At 51.5% G+C, this 17,406-nt stretch carries 12 protein-coding genes; 9 read left to right on the top strand and 3 right to left on the bottom strand.

The features are described from left to right. The 3 genes from HCZ99_RS15120 to HCZ99_RS15110 all read left to right on the top strand — a co-directional run. Positions 1–1,995 (top strand): cadherin-like domain-containing protein (locus HCZ99_RS15120; RefSeq protein ID WP_217701509.1); only part of this gene is annotated, 1,995 nt, incomplete at its 5' end. A gap of 229 nt (positions 1,996–2,224) precedes the next feature. Continuing rightward, positions 2,225–4,402, top strand: a complete 2,178-nt coding sequence (locus tag HCZ99_RS15115) for a type I secretion system permease/ATPase (RefSeq protein ID WP_167447833.1) — start codon at positions 2,225–2,227, stop codon at positions 4,400–4,402. Further along, positions 4,386–5,801: an HlyD family type I secretion periplasmic adaptor subunit gene (locus HCZ99_RS15110; protein ID WP_167447832.1), complete on the top strand. Its 1,416-nt coding sequence runs from the start codon at positions 4,386–4,388 to the stop codon at positions 5,799–5,801. The genes HCZ99_RS15115 and HCZ99_RS15110 overlap by 17 nt, the downstream gene beginning before the upstream one ends. Before the next feature lie 314 nt (positions 5,802–6,115). Here the strand turns inward: HCZ99_RS15110 and HCZ99_RS15105 are convergent, their stop codons facing one another. Further along, positions 6,116–6,766: a GntR family transcriptional regulator gene (locus tag HCZ99_RS15105; protein WP_167447831.1), complete on the bottom strand. Its 651-nt coding sequence runs from the start codon at positions 6,764–6,766 to the stop codon at positions 6,116–6,118. Positions 6,767–6,887: 121 nt separating this feature from the next. Between HCZ99_RS15105 and tcuA the strand changes: the two genes are divergently transcribed. Together tcuA and tcuB are read left to right on the top strand one after the other, a co-directional pair. Further along, positions 6,888–8,276: an FAD-dependent tricarballylate dehydrogenase TcuA gene (gene tcuA / locus HCZ99_RS15100; RefSeq protein WP_167447830.1), complete on the top strand. Its 1,389-nt coding sequence runs from the start codon at positions 6,888–6,890 to the stop codon at positions 8,274–8,276. Further along, positions 8,260–9,390, top strand: coding sequence for a tricarballylate utilization 4Fe-4S protein TcuB (gene tcuB / locus HCZ99_RS15095; protein WP_167447829.1), 1,131 nt, complete (start codon positions 8,260–8,262; stop codon positions 9,388–9,390). The genes tcuA and tcuB overlap by 17 nt, the downstream gene beginning before the upstream one ends. A gap of 74 nt (positions 9,391–9,464) precedes the next feature. Here tcuB and HCZ99_RS15090 read toward each other — a convergent pair whose 3' ends face one another. Both HCZ99_RS15090 and HCZ99_RS15085 read right to left on the bottom strand, forming a co-directional pair. Then, the gene (locus HCZ99_RS15090; RefSeq protein WP_167447828.1) at positions 9,465–10,874 is read right to left on the bottom strand and encodes a sensor histidine kinase; all 1,410 of its coding nucleotides are present in this window, start codon (positions 10,872–10,874) and stop codon (positions 9,465–9,467) included. Then, positions 10,871–11,533 carry a response regulator transcription factor gene (locus HCZ99_RS15085; protein WP_167447827.1) on the bottom strand — a complete coding sequence of 221 codons (663 nt, stop codon included), beginning with the start codon at positions 11,531–11,533 and terminating at the stop codon, positions 10,871–10,873. The genes HCZ99_RS15090 and HCZ99_RS15085 overlap by 4 nt, the downstream gene beginning before the upstream one ends. A 247-nt stretch (positions 11,534–11,780) precedes the next feature. Here HCZ99_RS15085 and HCZ99_RS15080 point away from each other — a divergent pair, with 247 nt between their 5' ends. The 4 genes from HCZ99_RS15080 (at position 11,781) to HCZ99_RS15065 (ending at position 17,164) form a co-directional block, all read left to right on the top strand. Continuing rightward, on the top strand, positions 11,781–12,881 hold the full coding sequence (locus HCZ99_RS15080) for a Bug family tripartite tricarboxylate transporter substrate binding protein (RefSeq protein ID WP_167447826.1): 1,101 nt from the start codon (positions 11,781–11,783) through the stop codon (positions 12,879–12,881). Between the two features lie 124 nt (positions 12,882–13,005). After that, positions 13,006–14,985: a tripartite tricarboxylate transporter permease gene (locus HCZ99_RS15075; RefSeq protein ID WP_167447825.1), complete on the top strand. Its 1,980-nt coding sequence runs from the start codon at positions 13,006–13,008 to the stop codon at positions 14,983–14,985. Positions 14,986–14,990: 5 nt separating this feature from the next. Then, positions 14,991–16,109 carry a 4-oxalomesaconate tautomerase gene (locus HCZ99_RS15070; protein WP_167447824.1) on the top strand — a complete coding sequence of 373 codons (1,119 nt, stop codon included), beginning with the start codon at positions 14,991–14,993 and terminating at the stop codon, positions 16,107–16,109. Next, entirely contained in the window at positions 16,109–17,164 is a 1,056-nt protein-coding gene (locus HCZ99_RS15065; protein ID WP_167447823.1) for an isocitrate/isopropylmalate dehydrogenase family protein, read from the top strand. The genes HCZ99_RS15070 and HCZ99_RS15065 overlap by 1 nt, the downstream gene beginning before the upstream one ends. Positions 17,165–17,406 lie beyond the last annotated feature (242 nt).

Raw genomic sequence — 17,406 nt, 5'->3', positions numbered from 1 at the left:
AACGATCTTTACCGTGTACATGTCGATAGTGGTGTCACCGGTGAGACAATTGCCGATGCGCAGTATCAGGATGTTGCTGCAGCGTATGCGGATGCGGTTTCGATTGTGTCGAACCGTTCGACGGTCATTCTGGCGTCAGAGCTTCTGGCCAATGACGAAGATCCGGATGGGGATGCGCTAAGCATCAAGTCTGTGCAGAACGCAGAGCATGGGACGGTTTCGCTTGATGTTGACGGCAATGTGGTGTTCACCCCGGATGCGGATTATTACGGCCCGGCAGTGTTCAGCTATACGGTAGATGACGGCACGGGAGAGACGAGTACCGCGACGGTGACGATTGATGTCAAAGCGACGCTTGATGAGAGCCATCAGATCAGTCAGTCGGGAGGACATCTTGATGATCTGGTCGGCAATTGGGATGCGGCGCAGTTGCAGGACGGCGGTCATGTTGCGGTCTGGAATGAGAGCAACGCCACCTATCTTTCTCTTACACATGCGGATGGAACGAACCAGCGGATCCGGTATCGTATGCCCTCGGTTCCAAATGAACTGAGGGGGCTGAAGGTTGAAGGTCTCGTTGGTGGCGGATTTGTCTTCTTTGCGGCTGAGCAGCTTCGTCTTGAATTTACAGTGTTCGATAGCGCTGGGAATATTGTTCAGACACGGGAGTTTGTCAGCGCCGATGCGACGAAGACCCAAGGTTCGCCGGAGATTATTGCGCTTCAGGATGGCGGCTTTGTCCTGCTGTTTAGTTACCAAGGGGAAAGCGGTAATCAGCATGACAGCCATGGACAGCGTTATGATGCCTCAGGTGATCCGGTTGGCGATCGCTTTGATATCAGCGGTGCTGTTACTGGTTCAGATGGGATGGTCAACGGTGTTGAGCTTCCCGATGGTCGTCTTGCTATCTTCTCAACCAATAAGAAGGGTTTGACGGCTACGACCCGTCTTCATGTGTTGAGTTCTCATGGAGTTGCGCTTGGCGAGAGCGTTGTTGTCGCGCAAGGGCCAGACAATCAGTCTGAGTTTTTACCCGTTTCGATGCTGTTGGCCGATGGGCGTGTAGCGGTCACGATCGGGACGACACTGCAGATTTACAGCATTGATACGGACAATAACGTAACGCTTGATACGACAGTCGATATCGATGCGGCGAATACGACAGCCGGGGATGTGACGTTCTCAGATGTTGTTGCGCTTGCAGATGGCGGTACGTTTGTTGCCTTTACCCGTCTTGTGCCGGGCGGCTTTGCGAAGATTTACGGTCAACGCTATGACGCAGCAGGCAATCCGGTGAATGGTGAGGTTGACTTTGAAGACCTTGCCAATGGTGCGGAGACCTATGTGCGTCTTGAGCCAGCGGCAGATGGGGGCGTATATCTGTATTACAGCAGTGCGAGCGCACCAGATAAGAACGATCTTTACCGTGTACATGTCGATAGTGGTGTCACCGGTGAGACAATTGCCGATGCGCAGTATCAGGATGTTGCACCTGATGTTGGTGGGACCGGTAACGATGTGATTATCGGTAGTGCACTGGATGACGTTATTGAGGGTAATGCTGGTGATGATGTGCTGAGCGGAGGAGCTGGCGATGACGTCATGACGGGCGGAAGCGGTGCGGATACATTTGTGTTCGGTCGCGGCGCTGACCACGACGTTATTTCTGACGCGGAATCCAGTGATCATGTTTCACTGCAATCAGGTGTGACGACCGAAGATGTTTGGTTGTTCCAACAAGGTGACGATCTGGTGATTCAGTTACTTGGTTCGGAAGATAGCCTGACAGTTGCAGATTGGTATGGTGCAAGTGAGAACCAAGTGGGTGAAATTGACGTTGCAGGGAGTACTCTGTCTGCTGGTAATGTTCAGTCACTTGTCGATGCAATGTCTGTGTTTGGTATTGGCGACGTTAGTGCGGATACAATTGATCACAACAGTACTGATTTCCAGAACGTTCAGACTGTAATTGCTGCAAACTGGCAAAGCAGCTAGACCGATTTCCCGAAGCAGAACGTTCTCGTGCGTTCTGCTTCGGGCGCCCTCCTGATATCGATTTCAATTCTTTTGAAAACGTTGTGTTGCAGAGATAGTGCCATGTGCTCGGTAAAATTTTTTAAATATCCAATTTAACCAATCTATAATTGCAGTTTTAAACTGGCAGATTATTAATATCCTTATGTGCGCAGATATGGGGATGCTGTGCCAATTATGAGGAAATATCTTGCAGGACGAAAACGGGGACAACCGGCCGGGTCAAGAAGAACCAAAGGACAGTGGTCTTCTGGCACTGGTCACAATTTTACGATTCTTCAATCTGCCTGCGGATGCTGAGCAGATCCGACATCAGTTCGGCAAACCCGGGGCTGCTTTTGTCTTGGATGACCTGCAACTGGCGGCAAAGCGGCTTAAACTGAAATCACGAATTGTCGAATCTGGTTGGGATCGGCTTGCCAAAACGAACCTGCCCGCCATTGCCGAGATTGAAAACGGTACTTTCGTCATTGTTGCTAAGATTGATGTCGAAAAGGATAAAGTCCTTGTCCAGGATCCGGTTGCAGGTCGTGCTGTTGCAGTGGATAAAGCATCCTTCGAAGAAAAATGGACGGGTCGTTTATTACTAGCGACCCGACGAGCTGCGATTTTGGGGCAGGGGGGGAAGTTTGACATATCTTGGTTCGTTGCAGCCCTTTCCAAGTACAGACGCATTTTCATCGAAGTCTTGATAGCATCTTTTTTCCTGCAGCTATTTGCTCTTATCTCCCCACTATTTTTCCAGGTAGTGATTGATAAGGTCCTGGTGCACCGCGGACTCACAACACTTGATGTTCTGGTTTTCGGCTTGCTAACCGTCTCGGTGTTTGAAGTCCTTTTGGGGACTCTTCGGACATACATTTTTTCGCACACGACAAACCGGGTTGACGTTGAGCTTGGAGCGCGGCTGTTCCGCCATTTGATGTCGCTGCCAATGGGGTATTTTCAAGCACGACAGGTTGGGCAGAGCGTTGCGCGGGTCCGGGAACTCGAAAGTATCCGAAATTTCATCACCGGATCAGCGCTTACGCTTGTGATTGATCTGTTCTTTACGATCGTATTCTTTGCTGTGATGTGGCACTTCAGCCCGCTGCTGACAATGATCGTTTTAGGATCTATTCCGTTCTTCGTGATCTTGGCCTTTGTCGTTACGCCGATCCTTCGCAAACGGTTGGATGAGAAATTTCAGCGTGGGGCCGAAAATCAGGCTTTTCTGGTAGAGAGTGTTACTGGGGTTGAGACGTTAAAGGCCCTAGCTGTTGAGCCACAAATGCAGCGCCGCTGGGAAGAGCAACTTGCAGGATATGTGCATTCAAGTTTTAGGACGTCTAACCTTGGTAATGTTGCAGGACAACTGACCCAGCTTATTTCGAAAGTGACGACCGTCCTGACGTTGTATTTTGGTGCGACGGCGGTTGTGAGTGGGGATATGACGGTTGGGCAACTTGTGGCATTCAATATGTTGGCGGGGCGCGTAACAGGCCCAATACTGCGCCTGGCACAACTTTGGAATGATTTTCAGCAAGCCCGCATTTCAATTGATCGTCTTGGTGATATTCTTAATTCTCCAACGGAACCCACATACAACCCAAATCGATCTACGCTTGATGACATCAAGGGTGACATCAAGTTTGACTTGGTGACATTTCGATATCGTCCCGATGGACCGGAAATTCTGCGCCGTGTGGATCTTTGCATTAAGGCAGGACAAGTCGTTGGTATCGTTGGACCTAGTGGATCGGGGAAAAGTACTTTGACCAAGCTTGTTCAGCGTATGTATGTACCTGAAAGTGGGCGAGTTTTGGTTGATGGTATTGATCTTTCCATGGTCGATACCGCGTGGTTGCGGCGTCAAGTCGGTGTGGTGCTGCAGGAGAACATTCTGTTTAACCGATCGCTTCGTGAAAACATCGCGCTCTCAGATCCCGGCATGCCGATGGAGCGTGTGATTGAAGCGGCAAAACTCGCTGGTGCCCACGAATTCATCTTATCCTTATCCGATGGATATGATACCAAAATTGGAGAGCGTGGCTCCAACCTCTCAGGCGGACAACGTCAGCGTATTGCGATTGCACGCGCCCTTGTAAATAACCCGCGTATCCTAATCTTTGACGAGGCGACCAGTGCCTTGGATTATGAATCCGAAAAGATCATTCAGGAAAATATGCGCCGGATTTGCAAGGGGCGGACTGTTCTGATCATTGCCCATCGATTGGCAGCCGTTCGCGATGCGGATCGGATTATAACTGTGGAAGAAGGTCAGGTTGTTGAAGACGGCACTCATGACGGGCTGATTAGTCTTGGTGGGCGCTATGCCAAGCTTTATCAATTGCAAGCAGGTGCGGTGAATAATGTCGCTGCGCAGTAAATTTGATTCCATTTGGTCGTTCTTGCGGGAGAGTTTTAACCGCATCACCGGGAACTCAGAACAATCCCAATCAAAACGAGGAGCACAAGAACGTGAATTCCTGCCCGCTGCGATTGAAATTATGGAAACACCGGCCAACCCGCTTGGTCGAACGGTGGCTTTGTCGCTTGCTGGCTTCTTTACCATCGCTTTTGGCTGGGCAACGATAGGACAGGTTGATGTTGTTGCCGTTGCACAAGGGCGTCTGGTTCCAAACGGGGGTGTAAAGCAAATTCAACCGCTTGAGATCGGAACGGTCCGTGCCATTCATGTGCGCGATGGGCAACATGTTGACGTGGGCGATCTGCTTATTGAACTCGATCCGACTGAAAGTGAAGTCGACAAAGGGCAGCTCTTGCATGAACGTGACGCATCTGCCCTTGATATCGCTCGTCTTCGGGCCTTTCTTGACGGTATGGATGAAAGCGAGGTGCCAGCCCTTGTTCGTCATGCTGCACTTAATGACGAGATTCTTGCGACTGCTGAGCAAAAGTTACGTAGTGATCTGGCAGCTTTCTTTGCTAAATTGGCGGCCAAGGATGCACAGTCTGCAAAACTCAGAGCAGAGCGAGCTTCAATTTCAGCTGAAATCGCTAAAAGCCGTGAACTCCTTCCGCTTTTGGTTGAGCGTGAAGGTTCTTTGTCGGGACTGGTGTCAGACGGGATAAGCACCAAACCGGTTTGGCTTGAAGTCAAACAACAGCTGATTGAAGCAACAAGTAATCTCGAAATTTACAGAAACCGGCTTGAAGAGGCAGATGCTTCTATTACCGCTGCTGAAAAAGATCGCGAGAACCTTGTCGCGCAAACCAAACAACAAACCCTCGAAGAACTGCTTGATGCGCGAAATAAGTTCGAAACGGCTGTCATAACACTTAGAAAAGCCGAAAGCCGCGAAGAGCGCCATCAACTAAGAGCCCCTGTTAGTGGCACGATCCAACAGCTTACAGTTCACACTGTGCGCGGGGTTGTTTCGCCAGCCGAGATACTAATGGTCGTTGTGCCCGATGACGTCGAGCTTGAAGTCGTTGCAAAGGTGCAAAATAAGGATGCTGGTTTTGTAAGTGTTGGCCAGGATGCCGTGATCAAGATCGACAGCTTTCCTTTCACCCGATACGGAAAGATCGACGGGAAGATAAAAAGCGTTTCGGGCGATGCTATTCAGGATGAGGACCTTGGCCTCGTTTACGAGGTGCGTGCAAAGCTGGATAAATCTGAAATCTTTGCAGATGGCCGTAACGTTAAGTTGATACCGGGGATGACTGCATCAGTAGAAGTGAAAACAGGAACAAGGCGGATTATAGAGTTTCTTTTGTCGCCTGTAATGAAATACGGCGATGAAGCGCTTCGAGAACGATAATGTGCAGCTTGTGAGTTTGCTTAAAGCCAAGAAATTCTTCAAACTCAAAAAATGTCAGCTTCTCTGTCAATCCTGCAGTTTTTTGTCAGCTTATGTGGCAATAGCTGTCAACTTATGTGGCAATCGGAAATGCGAAGCTTTTGATTTCGCTGAATTTCGAATGTCACCTTTTGTGGCACCTGACAAGTGTTTACAGAATGTAATCACTGCTCCATCGCTTTCCATATTCCCATCTAAAATCAGTCGTCAGTCCGAGCCAGCCGGAATTTTCATAATTCCCGGCTATGCGCCCATTTCACGCTTAACTGCGCTTCTTATTCACGCAGTAGCTTCATCCTTAGCCGCTGTGCGCTTCGGATGTGATGTCTTGCATCGGCATCTGCCTGATCGGCGTTGCCGGATCGGATGCTGTCGATCATTTTCTTATGTTCCTGATAAGCGGTTTCTGGCCGGTCCGTATATTGAAGCGTCGTACCGCCGAGAAGCGTCATCGAGTTCGATAAAGAATTTAAGGCATCGATCAGAAAACGGTTGTTCGCCGTGCGATAGAGCACTTGGTGAAACTGTCGGTTGGCTTCTGCAACTTTTACCGGGTCTTCACCGTTTTTCAGCATCAGGTCATTGAGGTCTTCAAGATCTGCAATTTCGAGCTCCGATGCGTGACGCGCAGCATAGCGGGCGGCTGTTCCTTCCAGAACCTCGCGGATTTCATAGAGTTCGATCACCTCGCGATGATCCAGTTCCCGGATCACGGCACCGTGTCTTGGCAAATGGATCAGTAATCCATCGCTTTCGAGCCGCCGGATGGCATCGCGCACAGGGGTGCGGCTAATTCCAAACTTTTCGGCGACCTCTACCTCGCGGATTCGGGTTCCTGGCTTGAGTTCGCCGTGCTGAATCGCGGCCAAAAGCTTCTGGTAGGCGACTTCGCTTCGTGGCTGCTGATCGGCGGAATCTGGGCTCATTGAGGGGCACCTGCTTTGTTCTGTTTGGTTTTAACTTGACACACGGCCTCGTAAACCACAAGTCTTGCAGACAATTGTATACAAGAGTATTCATAAAAATACAAAGAGAGGTGCAGGCGCTGTGAAAACCGGATTTGATCATTATGATGTTCTGGTCGCGGGCGGTGGGCAGGCCGGGCTGATTGCGGCAATTGTCGCCGCGGAAAAAGGTGCGCGCGTTTGTTTGCTTGAAGGTGCGCCAAGGACCCATCGGGGCGGGAATACCCGCCATACCCGCAATTTGCGGCCTATGCATATTGGTCCCTTGTCGGTGCTGAGCGGCACTTATGACGAGGCTGAATATTGGGATGACCTGATGCGGGTTACCAAGGGAAAAACCAACGAAGCATTGGCGCGTATGACTTTGCGGAACTCGACAGAGGCCGTGGCTTGGCTTGAAGAACGCGGTGTGCAGTTTCAGCCCCCGCTTGGTGGCACGCTGCATCTTGGAAGAACGAACGCCTTTTTCATGGGCGGGGGTAAGCAGCTTTTGAATGCGCTGTATCGTCATGCTGAAAAGCTTGGTGTTGAAGTCCACTACGACGCGATGGTTTCAAAAGTCGAGATAGACGCAGGAGAATTCAAAAGCCTGCAGGTCGGTGACCATACGATTTCGGCCAAGGCCTTCGTTGCCGCCGCAGGTGGGTTTGAGGCAAATATCGAATGGCTCAAAGAGGCATGGGGCGACATTGCCGAAAACTTCCTGATCCGTGGAACGCCCTATAATCGCGGTGATTTGTTGCGCCTGCTTTTGGATGCTGGCGCCCGACAGATCGGTGAGCCCAATCAGTGCCATGCGGTTGCCATTGACGGTCGTGCGCCAAAATTTGACGGCGGCATTTGCACACGGGTTGACTGTGTATCGCTTGGCATCGTGGTGAATAAGAATGCCGAACGGTTTTACGATGAAGGCGAAGATTTCTGGCCAAAACGCTATGCGATATGGGGGCGGCTTGTTGCCGATCAGCCCGATCAGGTCGCGCATGTGATTATTGACCAAAAGGCACGTGGTGCCTTCATGCCCCCGGTCTTTCCGCCTGTTGTTGCCGATACGATTGGCGAATTGGCGGAAAAAATCGGTCTGGATCCTGCGACGCTTGAGAAAACCGTCGCCGATTATAACGCGGCGGTGCAACCGGGCCAGTTCGATCATACCGAGCTTGATGGCGTCCATACCAATGGTCTTGCAGTGAACAAGACCAACTGGGCACGGACACTCGACCATCCCCCCTATAGCGCCTATTCGCTTAGACCTGGCATTACCTTCACCTATCTCGGGGTGGAAGTAAGCGAAAAGGCACAGATGCAAATGGCAGACGGAACCCAAAGCCCGAACATCTTTGCCGCGGGGGAAATCATGGCGGGTAACGTTTTAGGCCAAGGATATCTTGCCGGGATTGGCATGACGATTGGCAATGTATTTGGACGAATTGCAGGAAGCGAGGCTGCCGATTATGCGCTCAACCGATAAAACAACTGAAGCCGCCCGCGTGATGACGATTTGCAATGCCTGCCGATATTGCGAGGGGCATTGCGCGGTCTTTCAGGCGATGGAATTGCGTCTGGAATTCAACTCGGACACGCTCGATTATCTTGCAAACCTTTGTCACAACTGCGGGGCTTGCTACCACAATTGCCAATATGCGCCGCCGCATGAGTTTCAGCTTAATGTCCCGTCGGCGATGGCCGAATTGCGCCAGGAAAACTATGGGGTTTATGCTTGGCCGGGTTTCATGGGCAAACTGTTTGCGAATAACGGTCTTTGGGTCAGTCTTCTTTCTGTCGTGGTTATTACGCTGTTCTTTGGTGCAACAGCCATTTTAACCGGGGCCGATTTCTTTGCTGTGCATCAGAACGCATTTTACGGTGTCATTTCGCACAATGTGTTGGCATCTGTGTTTGGAGTTGTTGGTGGATTTGTCTTGGTTGCGCTTGTTGGCTCGATCGTGAAGTTCTGGCGAACGATGAATTTGCCAAGCCCGCTTCGGCTTGATTATCCCCGTGTCATGCAGGGCATAAAGGACGCGCTTTCCCTTAAATATCTGGATGGCGGTAACGGGCAGGGATGTTCATATCCCAGCGAAACCCCATCAATGGCAAGGCGTTGGTTCCATCAAATGACGTTCTGGGGCTTTATGTTGTGCTTTGCTGCGACCTCGACCGCGACAATATTGCATTATGGCTTCGATCTTCCGGCACCTTATGGCTACGTAAGCCTGCCGAAGCTTTTTGGCATCCTTGGCGGGATTGGTCTTATTGTCGGACCTGCTGGCCTGTTGGTGCTTAAGGCCAAGGCCGATGCCGCCCCAAAGGGAAAAACGAACAAAGGCATGGATATCAGTTTTCTGGTTTTGCTGTTTTTGACCAGTTTAACCGGACTTTGTCTGATGCTGGTGCGCGATACGCAATATGTCGGGATCACCTTGAGCCTTCATCTTGGTGTTGTGATGACGCTGTTTTTGTCGATGCCCTATGGCAAATTTATCCACGGATTTTATCGACTAATTGCGTTGATTGTTTTTGCCGTCGAGAAGAACGATCACAAACAATTGGTCGGTGTATGTCAGGATAAGAAAACCGCCTGAATTACAGGACACCAAAGGCCGGCATGTGATGTGCTGGCCCTTGGGGCTTCTAAGTTGGTTGGTAAACAAAGAGCCTAAAGCGGGAACGCAATGCGGACCTTAAGACCTTTGCCGTCCTTGCCATCTTCGAGTGTTAGACTTGCCCGATGTGCGTCGGCAACTTCCCGGACAATCGCAAGCCCAAGCCCGCAGCCTTGGCCATTTTGTTCGTCAAGTCGAACGAAGCGTTCCAGAACTGCTTCGCGGTCCTGCTCTGGTATTCCGGGACCATTATCTTCAATTTCCAGAACCGGCCCGACCGCCACGCCGCGGCCAATCATCCGAACTGTTACAATCGTACCGGGCGTGCCATAGACAATGGCATTGTCGATCAGGTTGCTCAGCATTTCCTGAAGCAGAACTTCATTTCCGGTGTTGATTTCACAGCTCATGCCCTCGCTTTGGTCATCAAAGCCAAGGTCAATTTCGTGACGGATTGCCTTTCGGACCATGCCCGACGTTACCGATGCAGCAAGCTCCAACAGATCAGTTTTCTTATAGCGAACAGCTTTGCGGCCTTCAGGGGATACCCGTGCAAGATTCAGAAGTTGGCTGGCCAGACGTGCTGTTTGCCGGGTTTGGTCCACGATCCGTTCAAGCGCCTGTCGGTCTTCTGGGTTGCTGGCGTTGCGCAAAGCCCATTCTGCTTCGGCCTGCACCGTCGCAAGAGGGGTGCGTAGCTGATGAGATGCGTCTGCGATAAAGCGCTGATTGGCTGTGATAGAGCTTTCCAAACGTGCGAGAAGGGCATTCAGAGATTTGACAACCTCGGTCACTTCTTTGGGCATGGCATGCCGGATCGGGCGCAAATCGTCCGTTGATCTGCGGCGGATTGCCTGTTGCAGTCGTCTGAGCGGGGCAAGACCGCGCGAAACACCGATCCATGCGAAAACGCCACCAAGAAACATCAGAACAAAAAAGTCTAAAGTTGTTCCCAGCAGTTCATCATAAATCAGATTATCGCGTTCACGCCGGGTTTGGCTAACGTCAATAGTGACCCAGCCATAGATGTTTGTGTATGGATTGGCGACCAGGTACTTCATGGTTACCGCGCGCACGTCCTCGTTGCGGTAATGCGCATTGTAGAAGTAAGGGACGCCGGGTTCGAGCGTAACGTCTTCTGGAAGGCGGGGCAGGCCGAAATCACCTGTCACAAACGCCCCGTCCGGGCCCTGAACGCGGTAATAGGTGTTTTCGCGGGTGAATTGTTCCAGCAACAATGCGATATCACGCGACAGAAGGTCGCCGCCCGAACTAATCGCGTGCTCGGAAATGGTAACCGCCAATGCGACAAGAAGTCTGTCCTGGATGCGATTGGCCATTTCGCTGACGGTCAGGTAGTTTTTTGCCAATAGTCCCACGGTCAGCACAAGGCCCGGCAGCAAAAGCCAGCGCAGTAGCCTTGCGCGTAAAGAGGTGGATATGACTGTGGCGTTTTCGTTCATTCGTCAATCATATAGCCAAGACCGCGAATGGTGCGGACTTCGACATCACTAGAGGCGATTTTTTTACGTAGGCGACTGATATAAAGCTCGATTGATTTTACGCTGGCTTCATCGTCAAAGCCGAACAGATGCAAAGCGATTTTTTCCTTGCTGGTCACCTGACTTATATTCAGCAGCAAAATCTCGAGAACACCACGTTCGCGCGGAGTTAGTGAGACAGGAGATCCTTCAATCGAGACGGACCTGTCGACGGAATTAAATGTCAATTTTCCAACCGTGATGGATGGATTTCGCTGACCAATATTCCGTCGCATGAGCGCACGCGCACGCGCTTCGAGTTCGGACAACTCGAAAGGTTTGACCATATAGTCATCCGCCCCGGCATCAAGACCAGCAACACGTTCATCCAGATTTCCGCGTGCTGTTAGGATCATGACGGGCAAATCGATCTTGCGGGCGCGGACGGTTTTAAGGATATCGATCCCGTCCATTCCCGGTAGCGACAAATCGAGAATCAACAGATCAAATCTTTCTTGTAAAACCAAGGGAAGAGCATCTTCACCATCATGAACCATATCAACAGCATGATCCGTCTGCCGCAAAGCAGCCGCGATTTTATCAGCCAGCACCAGGTTGTCTTCTACAATTAGGATACGCATATTTTCTAAATACCATTGAAAACTGCATAGAAAATCAAAAAATCAAAGATAGACAGCAAACTGACAGCTTTCTCGTCTAAATTTTGCGTCATTGGTAAACGGAAGGCCCGGCAACGTACCGGCCAAAAGAACAATAAAACCGAAAGCCAGAATGGTAGGAAACTAACAATTGATGCCAATATCACCGAGCGTCATCCGTTCCTTTCCTCCATTCAAAATAAAACAACCGTTATGAAGGGAACGTCCTATGTCTTGGAGAAAGAATCTTAATCTGTCATTCAAGTCGGCTTGTGCGGCTGCCGCAATTGCTTTTGGCTTTGTCGGTACAGCAACTGCACAGGATGCTGACTTTGAGGGTGAACGCGTCGAACTGATCATTCCGTTCGGCGAAGGTGGCGGCACCGATACTTGGGGCCGGTTCTGGGCGCCATATTTCAGCGTTTTCCTTCCGGGGAACCCGACTGTTGTCGTTAAAAATATTCCAGGTGGTGGCTCCACCTCTGGTGCCAATCAGTTTCAGGCCCGGGCCGAGGCCGATGGATTGACCGCGATTGGTACGTCTGGTTCAACTCAGTTCCCGTATCTTCTGCGTGACAAGCGCGTGCAATATGAAATGCGCGACTGGCGTGTTGTTCTGGCATCGCCGACCGGCGGTGTTGTTTACGTTAATTCCGATCTTGGGCTCAAGTCGGCCGCTGACATGAAGGCGCTTGAAGGCGTCAAGTTGCGCTATGGCAGTCAGGGCGCGACATCCCTTGATCTTGTTCCGCTGCTTGCCTTTGAATTGCTACAACTTGATGTCGATGCCGTTTTTGGCATGAAGGGCCGCGGGGCGGGTCGTCTTGCCTTTGAGCGCGGCGAAGTCAATATCGACTACCAGACGTCTTCTGCATTTATCAATAACGTTACGCCGCTTGTCGATATCGGCAACGCTGTTCCGCTGTTCTCTTGGGGGGCGCTTGATGATGATGGCAACATCGTACGCGATCCTTCCTTCCCAGACCTTCCAAGTTTCCCGGAAGCATACGAGATGATGAAGGGTGAAAAACCTTCTGGTCCTGCGTGGGAAGCTTACAAAGCATTCTTCATTGCCGGTTTCCCGGCACAGAAAATGATCTTTTTGCCAAAAGACACGCCTGAGGAAATCGTAAAGGCCTATCGTGATGCCGCGCAAAGCGCGACAGAAGACGAAAGCTTCGTTACGGATCGAAAGGCAACTCTTGGCGAATACAAACAGATCGTTGGCGAGCCGGCTGAACGCATTTTCCGCCAGGCCGTGAACGTTCCTGAAGATGCCCGCGAGTGGGTGCAAAAATGGCTGACCGATAAGTATTCGGTACAGTTCTAACTGAAAATCTGAAGTCTCCCGTTTACTGATCGGGGTGGCATAGTCCACCCCGCTTTTTTCGCCCTGCGACTGATCGGTCGTTTTAAGGGAACGGGTGAGCTTTGTCTTTTGGCGGAGTTTCCAAATGCTTGATGCAATGATGACGGCACTGTCTCATTTCGCGCAGCCAACACACCTGATCTATCTTTTGCTGGGTGTTGGAATGGGCATGGTCGTTGGCATCTTGCCCGGTTTGGGTGGGATTGTCGGGTTGTCGCTTCTGTTGCCATTCATTTATGGCATGGACCAGATTTCGGCCCTTGCCATGTTGATCGGGCTTGTTGCTGTAATCCCAACGTCGGACACCTTTACATCGGTTCTGATGGGGATACCGGGATCTAGCGCATCGCAAGCAACCGTTCTTGACGGGTTTCCGTTGGCAAAAAAAGGCCAGGGTGCCCGGGCACTTGGGGCTGCGTTTTCGGCTTCTTTGGTCGGTGGGCTGGTGGGGGCGGTTATCCTTACCGGGTTTGTTGTCATCGCCCGTCCTTTGATTTTGGCATTTGGTTCGGCCGAGCTTTTCATGCTGGCGGTTCTGGGCTTGTCGATGGTCGGGGTACTTGCTGGTAAAAGCCTGCCTAAGGGCGTGGTGGCTGCAGGTCTTGGTTTGTTGCTGGGCGGACTTGGTGCGGCACCGGCGACCGGCGAGCTTCGCATGAGCTTTGACTCTGTTTATCTGATGGATGGTTTGCCGCTTGTGATTGTTGGTCTGGGCATGTTTGCCTTTCCGGAAATCATCGATCTTTGTCGGCAAAATCGATCCATTTCAGACAACGGGACCCTTGGCCTTGGTTGGCGTGATGGTGTGCGCGATATGATCCGCCATAAATGGCTGTGCCTTCGGTGTGCGGGTCTTGGCAGCATTGTTGGCGCCTTGCCCGGTCTTGGCGGCAGTGTTGTCGACTGGATTGCCTATGGTCATGTTGTCCAAACCGCAAAAGACAAATCCCAATTCGGCAAGGGCGATATTCGCGGTGTTCTCGCACCCGAAAGTGCCAACAATGCCAAAGAGGGCGGCGGGCTTGTGCCAACCTTGCTGTTTGGTATTCCCGGTTCTGGCAGTATGGCCGTCTTCCTTGGCGGGATGGTGCTGATTGGTCTTGAGGCAGGCCCAGCAATGGTTGGGCGTGATCTTGATATCACCTACACGATTATCTGGTCGCTTGCGATTGCCAACGTGGTGGGGGCTGGTGGTGCGCTCCTGATTTCACCTTTCGTCTCGCGTCTGACAACCATCAAGTACGGCTATCTTGCGCCGTTCATGATTACGGTCATTTGCTTTGCCGCGTTTCAGGCGACGCGTTCTTTGTCAGACATGGTTGCTTTGCTTGTGCTTGGCGTTGTCGGTGTTCTGATGAAGCGGTTTGGCTGGCCACGTCCGGCGTTTCTGATTGGTTTTGTCTTGGCCGCCAATACCGAGACATATCTGTATCAGGCGCTGCAATTCTATAACTGGGAATTTTTGACCCGGCCTGGCGTTTTGATCATCGCTGCCCTGACCATCATTTCCATCCTTTTGGGGATGCGCAAACATCCGGAAAACCCGGTTGAGGAAGAAGAAAGCAGCCATTCCCATAACCCGAAGCGGTGGCCGCAAATCGTATTTGCTGGGGGGCTTTTGGCGTTCTTTGCTTTTGGCATTTGGGATGCAACCCAGCACACATTCCTTGGCAGCGTCTTTACCGGTTCTGTTTCGGTCGTGATGTTCGTCGCATCGGCGATCCTGATTTGGCAATTGGTGCGCTCGCCCGCATCGCACCCGGCCAATTTCGACCATGAATATGATCTTGATCATCAAGACGTGAAACCAACAGCAGGGCTTTGGCATTACGTGCTTTGGGTGGCCGGATTGGTCGCCGCAACTGCTTTGTTCGGGTTCCTTATTGCGATTACCGGCTTCTTCATTGCCTTCCTTCGGGTCAAGGCAAAGGCATCTTGGCTCCGCACGCTGCTTTTGACGGGGTTGGCGGTTGTTGGTCTTTGCGTTCTTGCATGGTCGCTGGTTCTCGATTTCCCGGCCGGGTTGCTTCAGGACCTGATTAAACTTCCTTGGCCGCTGGGGTGATCGACATGAAAAATACTGCGATTTTGAACGATCAACATGCTGTTCCCTGCGTGATCATGCGCGGCGGAACGTCCAAGGGGCCGATCTTTTTGGCCAGTGATTTGCCCGAAGACGTTGCTTTGCGTGATCGCCTTTTGCTTGCGGCAATGGGGTCGCCAGACAAACGTCAGATTGACGGGATCGGTGGTGCGGATACGCTCACCAGCAAATCGTGCATTGTTGCGCCATCCAAACGGCCAGATGCCGATGTCGAGTTCCTGTTTGCCCAGGTCGCCATCGACAAGCCTGAGGTTGATGTCAATCCGAACTGCGGAAACATGACTGCGGCCGTGGCGCCGTTCGCGATTGAGGCCGGTCTGGTATCCGTCACGGGCGACGAAACGTTGGTCAGGATTTACAACAAAAACGTCGGCGCATTGGTTGATGTCTTGGTCGCAACCCCAGGCGGCAAGGTGACTTATAGCGGTGATACCGCGATTGACGGTGTGCCGGGGACGGCTTCCCCCCTGATATTGCGGTTTAAGGATATCATGGGCAGTAAAACCGGTCGGCTTCTGCCGACAGGGAAGCCGATCAATTATATCGACGGGCTTGAAGTGACCTGTATTGATGTTGCCGTTCCGATGGTGATGTTTCGTGCCCGTGACCTTGGGATTACAGGCAACGAAACCAAGGCACAGCTTGATGATAATGCGGACCTGATTGCGCGGATGGAAGCGATCCGTCGTAAGGCATCGGAACTCATGGGATTGGGGGATTGCACCGGCAAGGTTGTCCCCAAAATGGCTATTTTGTCTGAGCCGACAAAAGGTGGTGATATTACATCCCGCTATTTTGTGCCGCATAATTGCCATGCAACGCATGCGGTGACTGGTGCGATCTGTGTGGCCAGTTGCGCGTCACTTTCCGGAAGTATCGTTGATGGTATGATCGGGCTTAAGGCGCAGCCGCAGCAATGGATTAAGATCGAACATCCAAGTGGCATGATCGCTGTCGAACTGACCATTGAAGGATCGGGTCCGAATCTTTCTGTGATATCGGGTGGTGTGATCCGCACGGCGCGCCGGTTATTTGAAGGTAAGGTCCTTGTTCCTGAAAATATTCTGACCGAGGTTGAAGGCTAATGGATGTTCTTTTGCTGCCGGGTGACGGGATCGGACCGGAAATTACCGCTGTTACCCGGAACGTGCTTGCAGCGTTGGATCGTTCATTTTCGCTGGGCCTAAAATTTTCCAGTGAAGACGTTGGATTCTCCTCGCTGGAAAAGCATGGTGCGACGATTACGCCTGAGCTGATCGAACGGGTGCGCAAAGCTGATTTGGCGATCCTCGGTCCGGTTGATACGGCGTATTATCCACCTGCGGATCAGGGCGGGATTAATCCTTCGGCAGCATTGCGCATTAATCTTGATCTCTATGCCAATGTAAGACCTTCAAAGGTGTTCGAAGGTCTGCCTTCGCCGGTCAAGGAGATGGATCTGGTGATCGTACGTGAAAACACCGAAGGTTTTTATGCTGATCGCACCATGTATGCCGGAACCGGCGAGGTTATGCCAACCCCTGATCTTGCGCTTGCCACGCGCAAGGTCACACGTCAGGGCAGTTATCGTGTTGCGGCCTATGCTGCAAGGCTGGCGGCAAAACGCCGCAGTCATTTAACCATTGTCCACAAGGCCAATGTTTTAAAGCTGAGCGATGGTCTGTTTTTATCAGAAGCAGAAAAAGCCGCCTCAGCACAAGGCGGACTTGATGTTCGCGAAGAACATGTTGATGCAATGGCTTCACTTTTGGTCAGAACGCCAGAAGCCTTTGATGTGATTGTGACAACCAATATGTTTGGCGACATCCTTTCAAACGAGGCGGCGGAACTTGCAGGCGGGCTTGGCCTTTCGGGATCACTTAATGTGGGTGATAAGAATGCAATTGCGCAGGCATCACACGGTTCTGCACCCGATATTGCAGGTAAGAATATCGCTAACCCTGTATCGCTTTTGCTGTCGACTGTGCTGCTTTTGGACTGGAAGGGCGGCGAAGCCGGGCGCAGCGATTTGCAGCAGGCGGCAAAAAAGCTTGATACCGCAATTGCCGAAATGCTGAAAAATCCGCACACACGAACCGCGGACCTTGGCGGAGCGCTATCTTGTAGCGATTTCGGTTCGGCGTTGATCGAGAAGCTTTAAGAAGCTTCTTTCGACAATACAGTTGCCGTTTAAATATGTGATGCTGGATGAACACTTAGAGGTGCCTTTTAGGCATTCGTGCTTACTTTCATCCGTTGGAGCAGCATTCAAGCTGATCGGAAAAATGGCAGCTTATCTGGAAAGATGGCACGTTGAGTGTTTGAGTTTAGGAAATTCCAGACGACCTCTTGTATGATACCAGACACAAATTTCAGATGTCGCAAAAGGCGTCATTTTCGCCG

The sequence above is a fragment of the Thalassospira lucentensis genome (genome assembly GCF_011806425.1).
GTDB lineage: Bacteria > Pseudomonadota > Alphaproteobacteria > Rhodospirillales > Thalassospiraceae > Thalassospira > Thalassospira lucentensis_B.
Note: the sequence above shows the minus strand (reverse complement) of the source record. Positions and strands in the feature narration are given on the sequence as shown.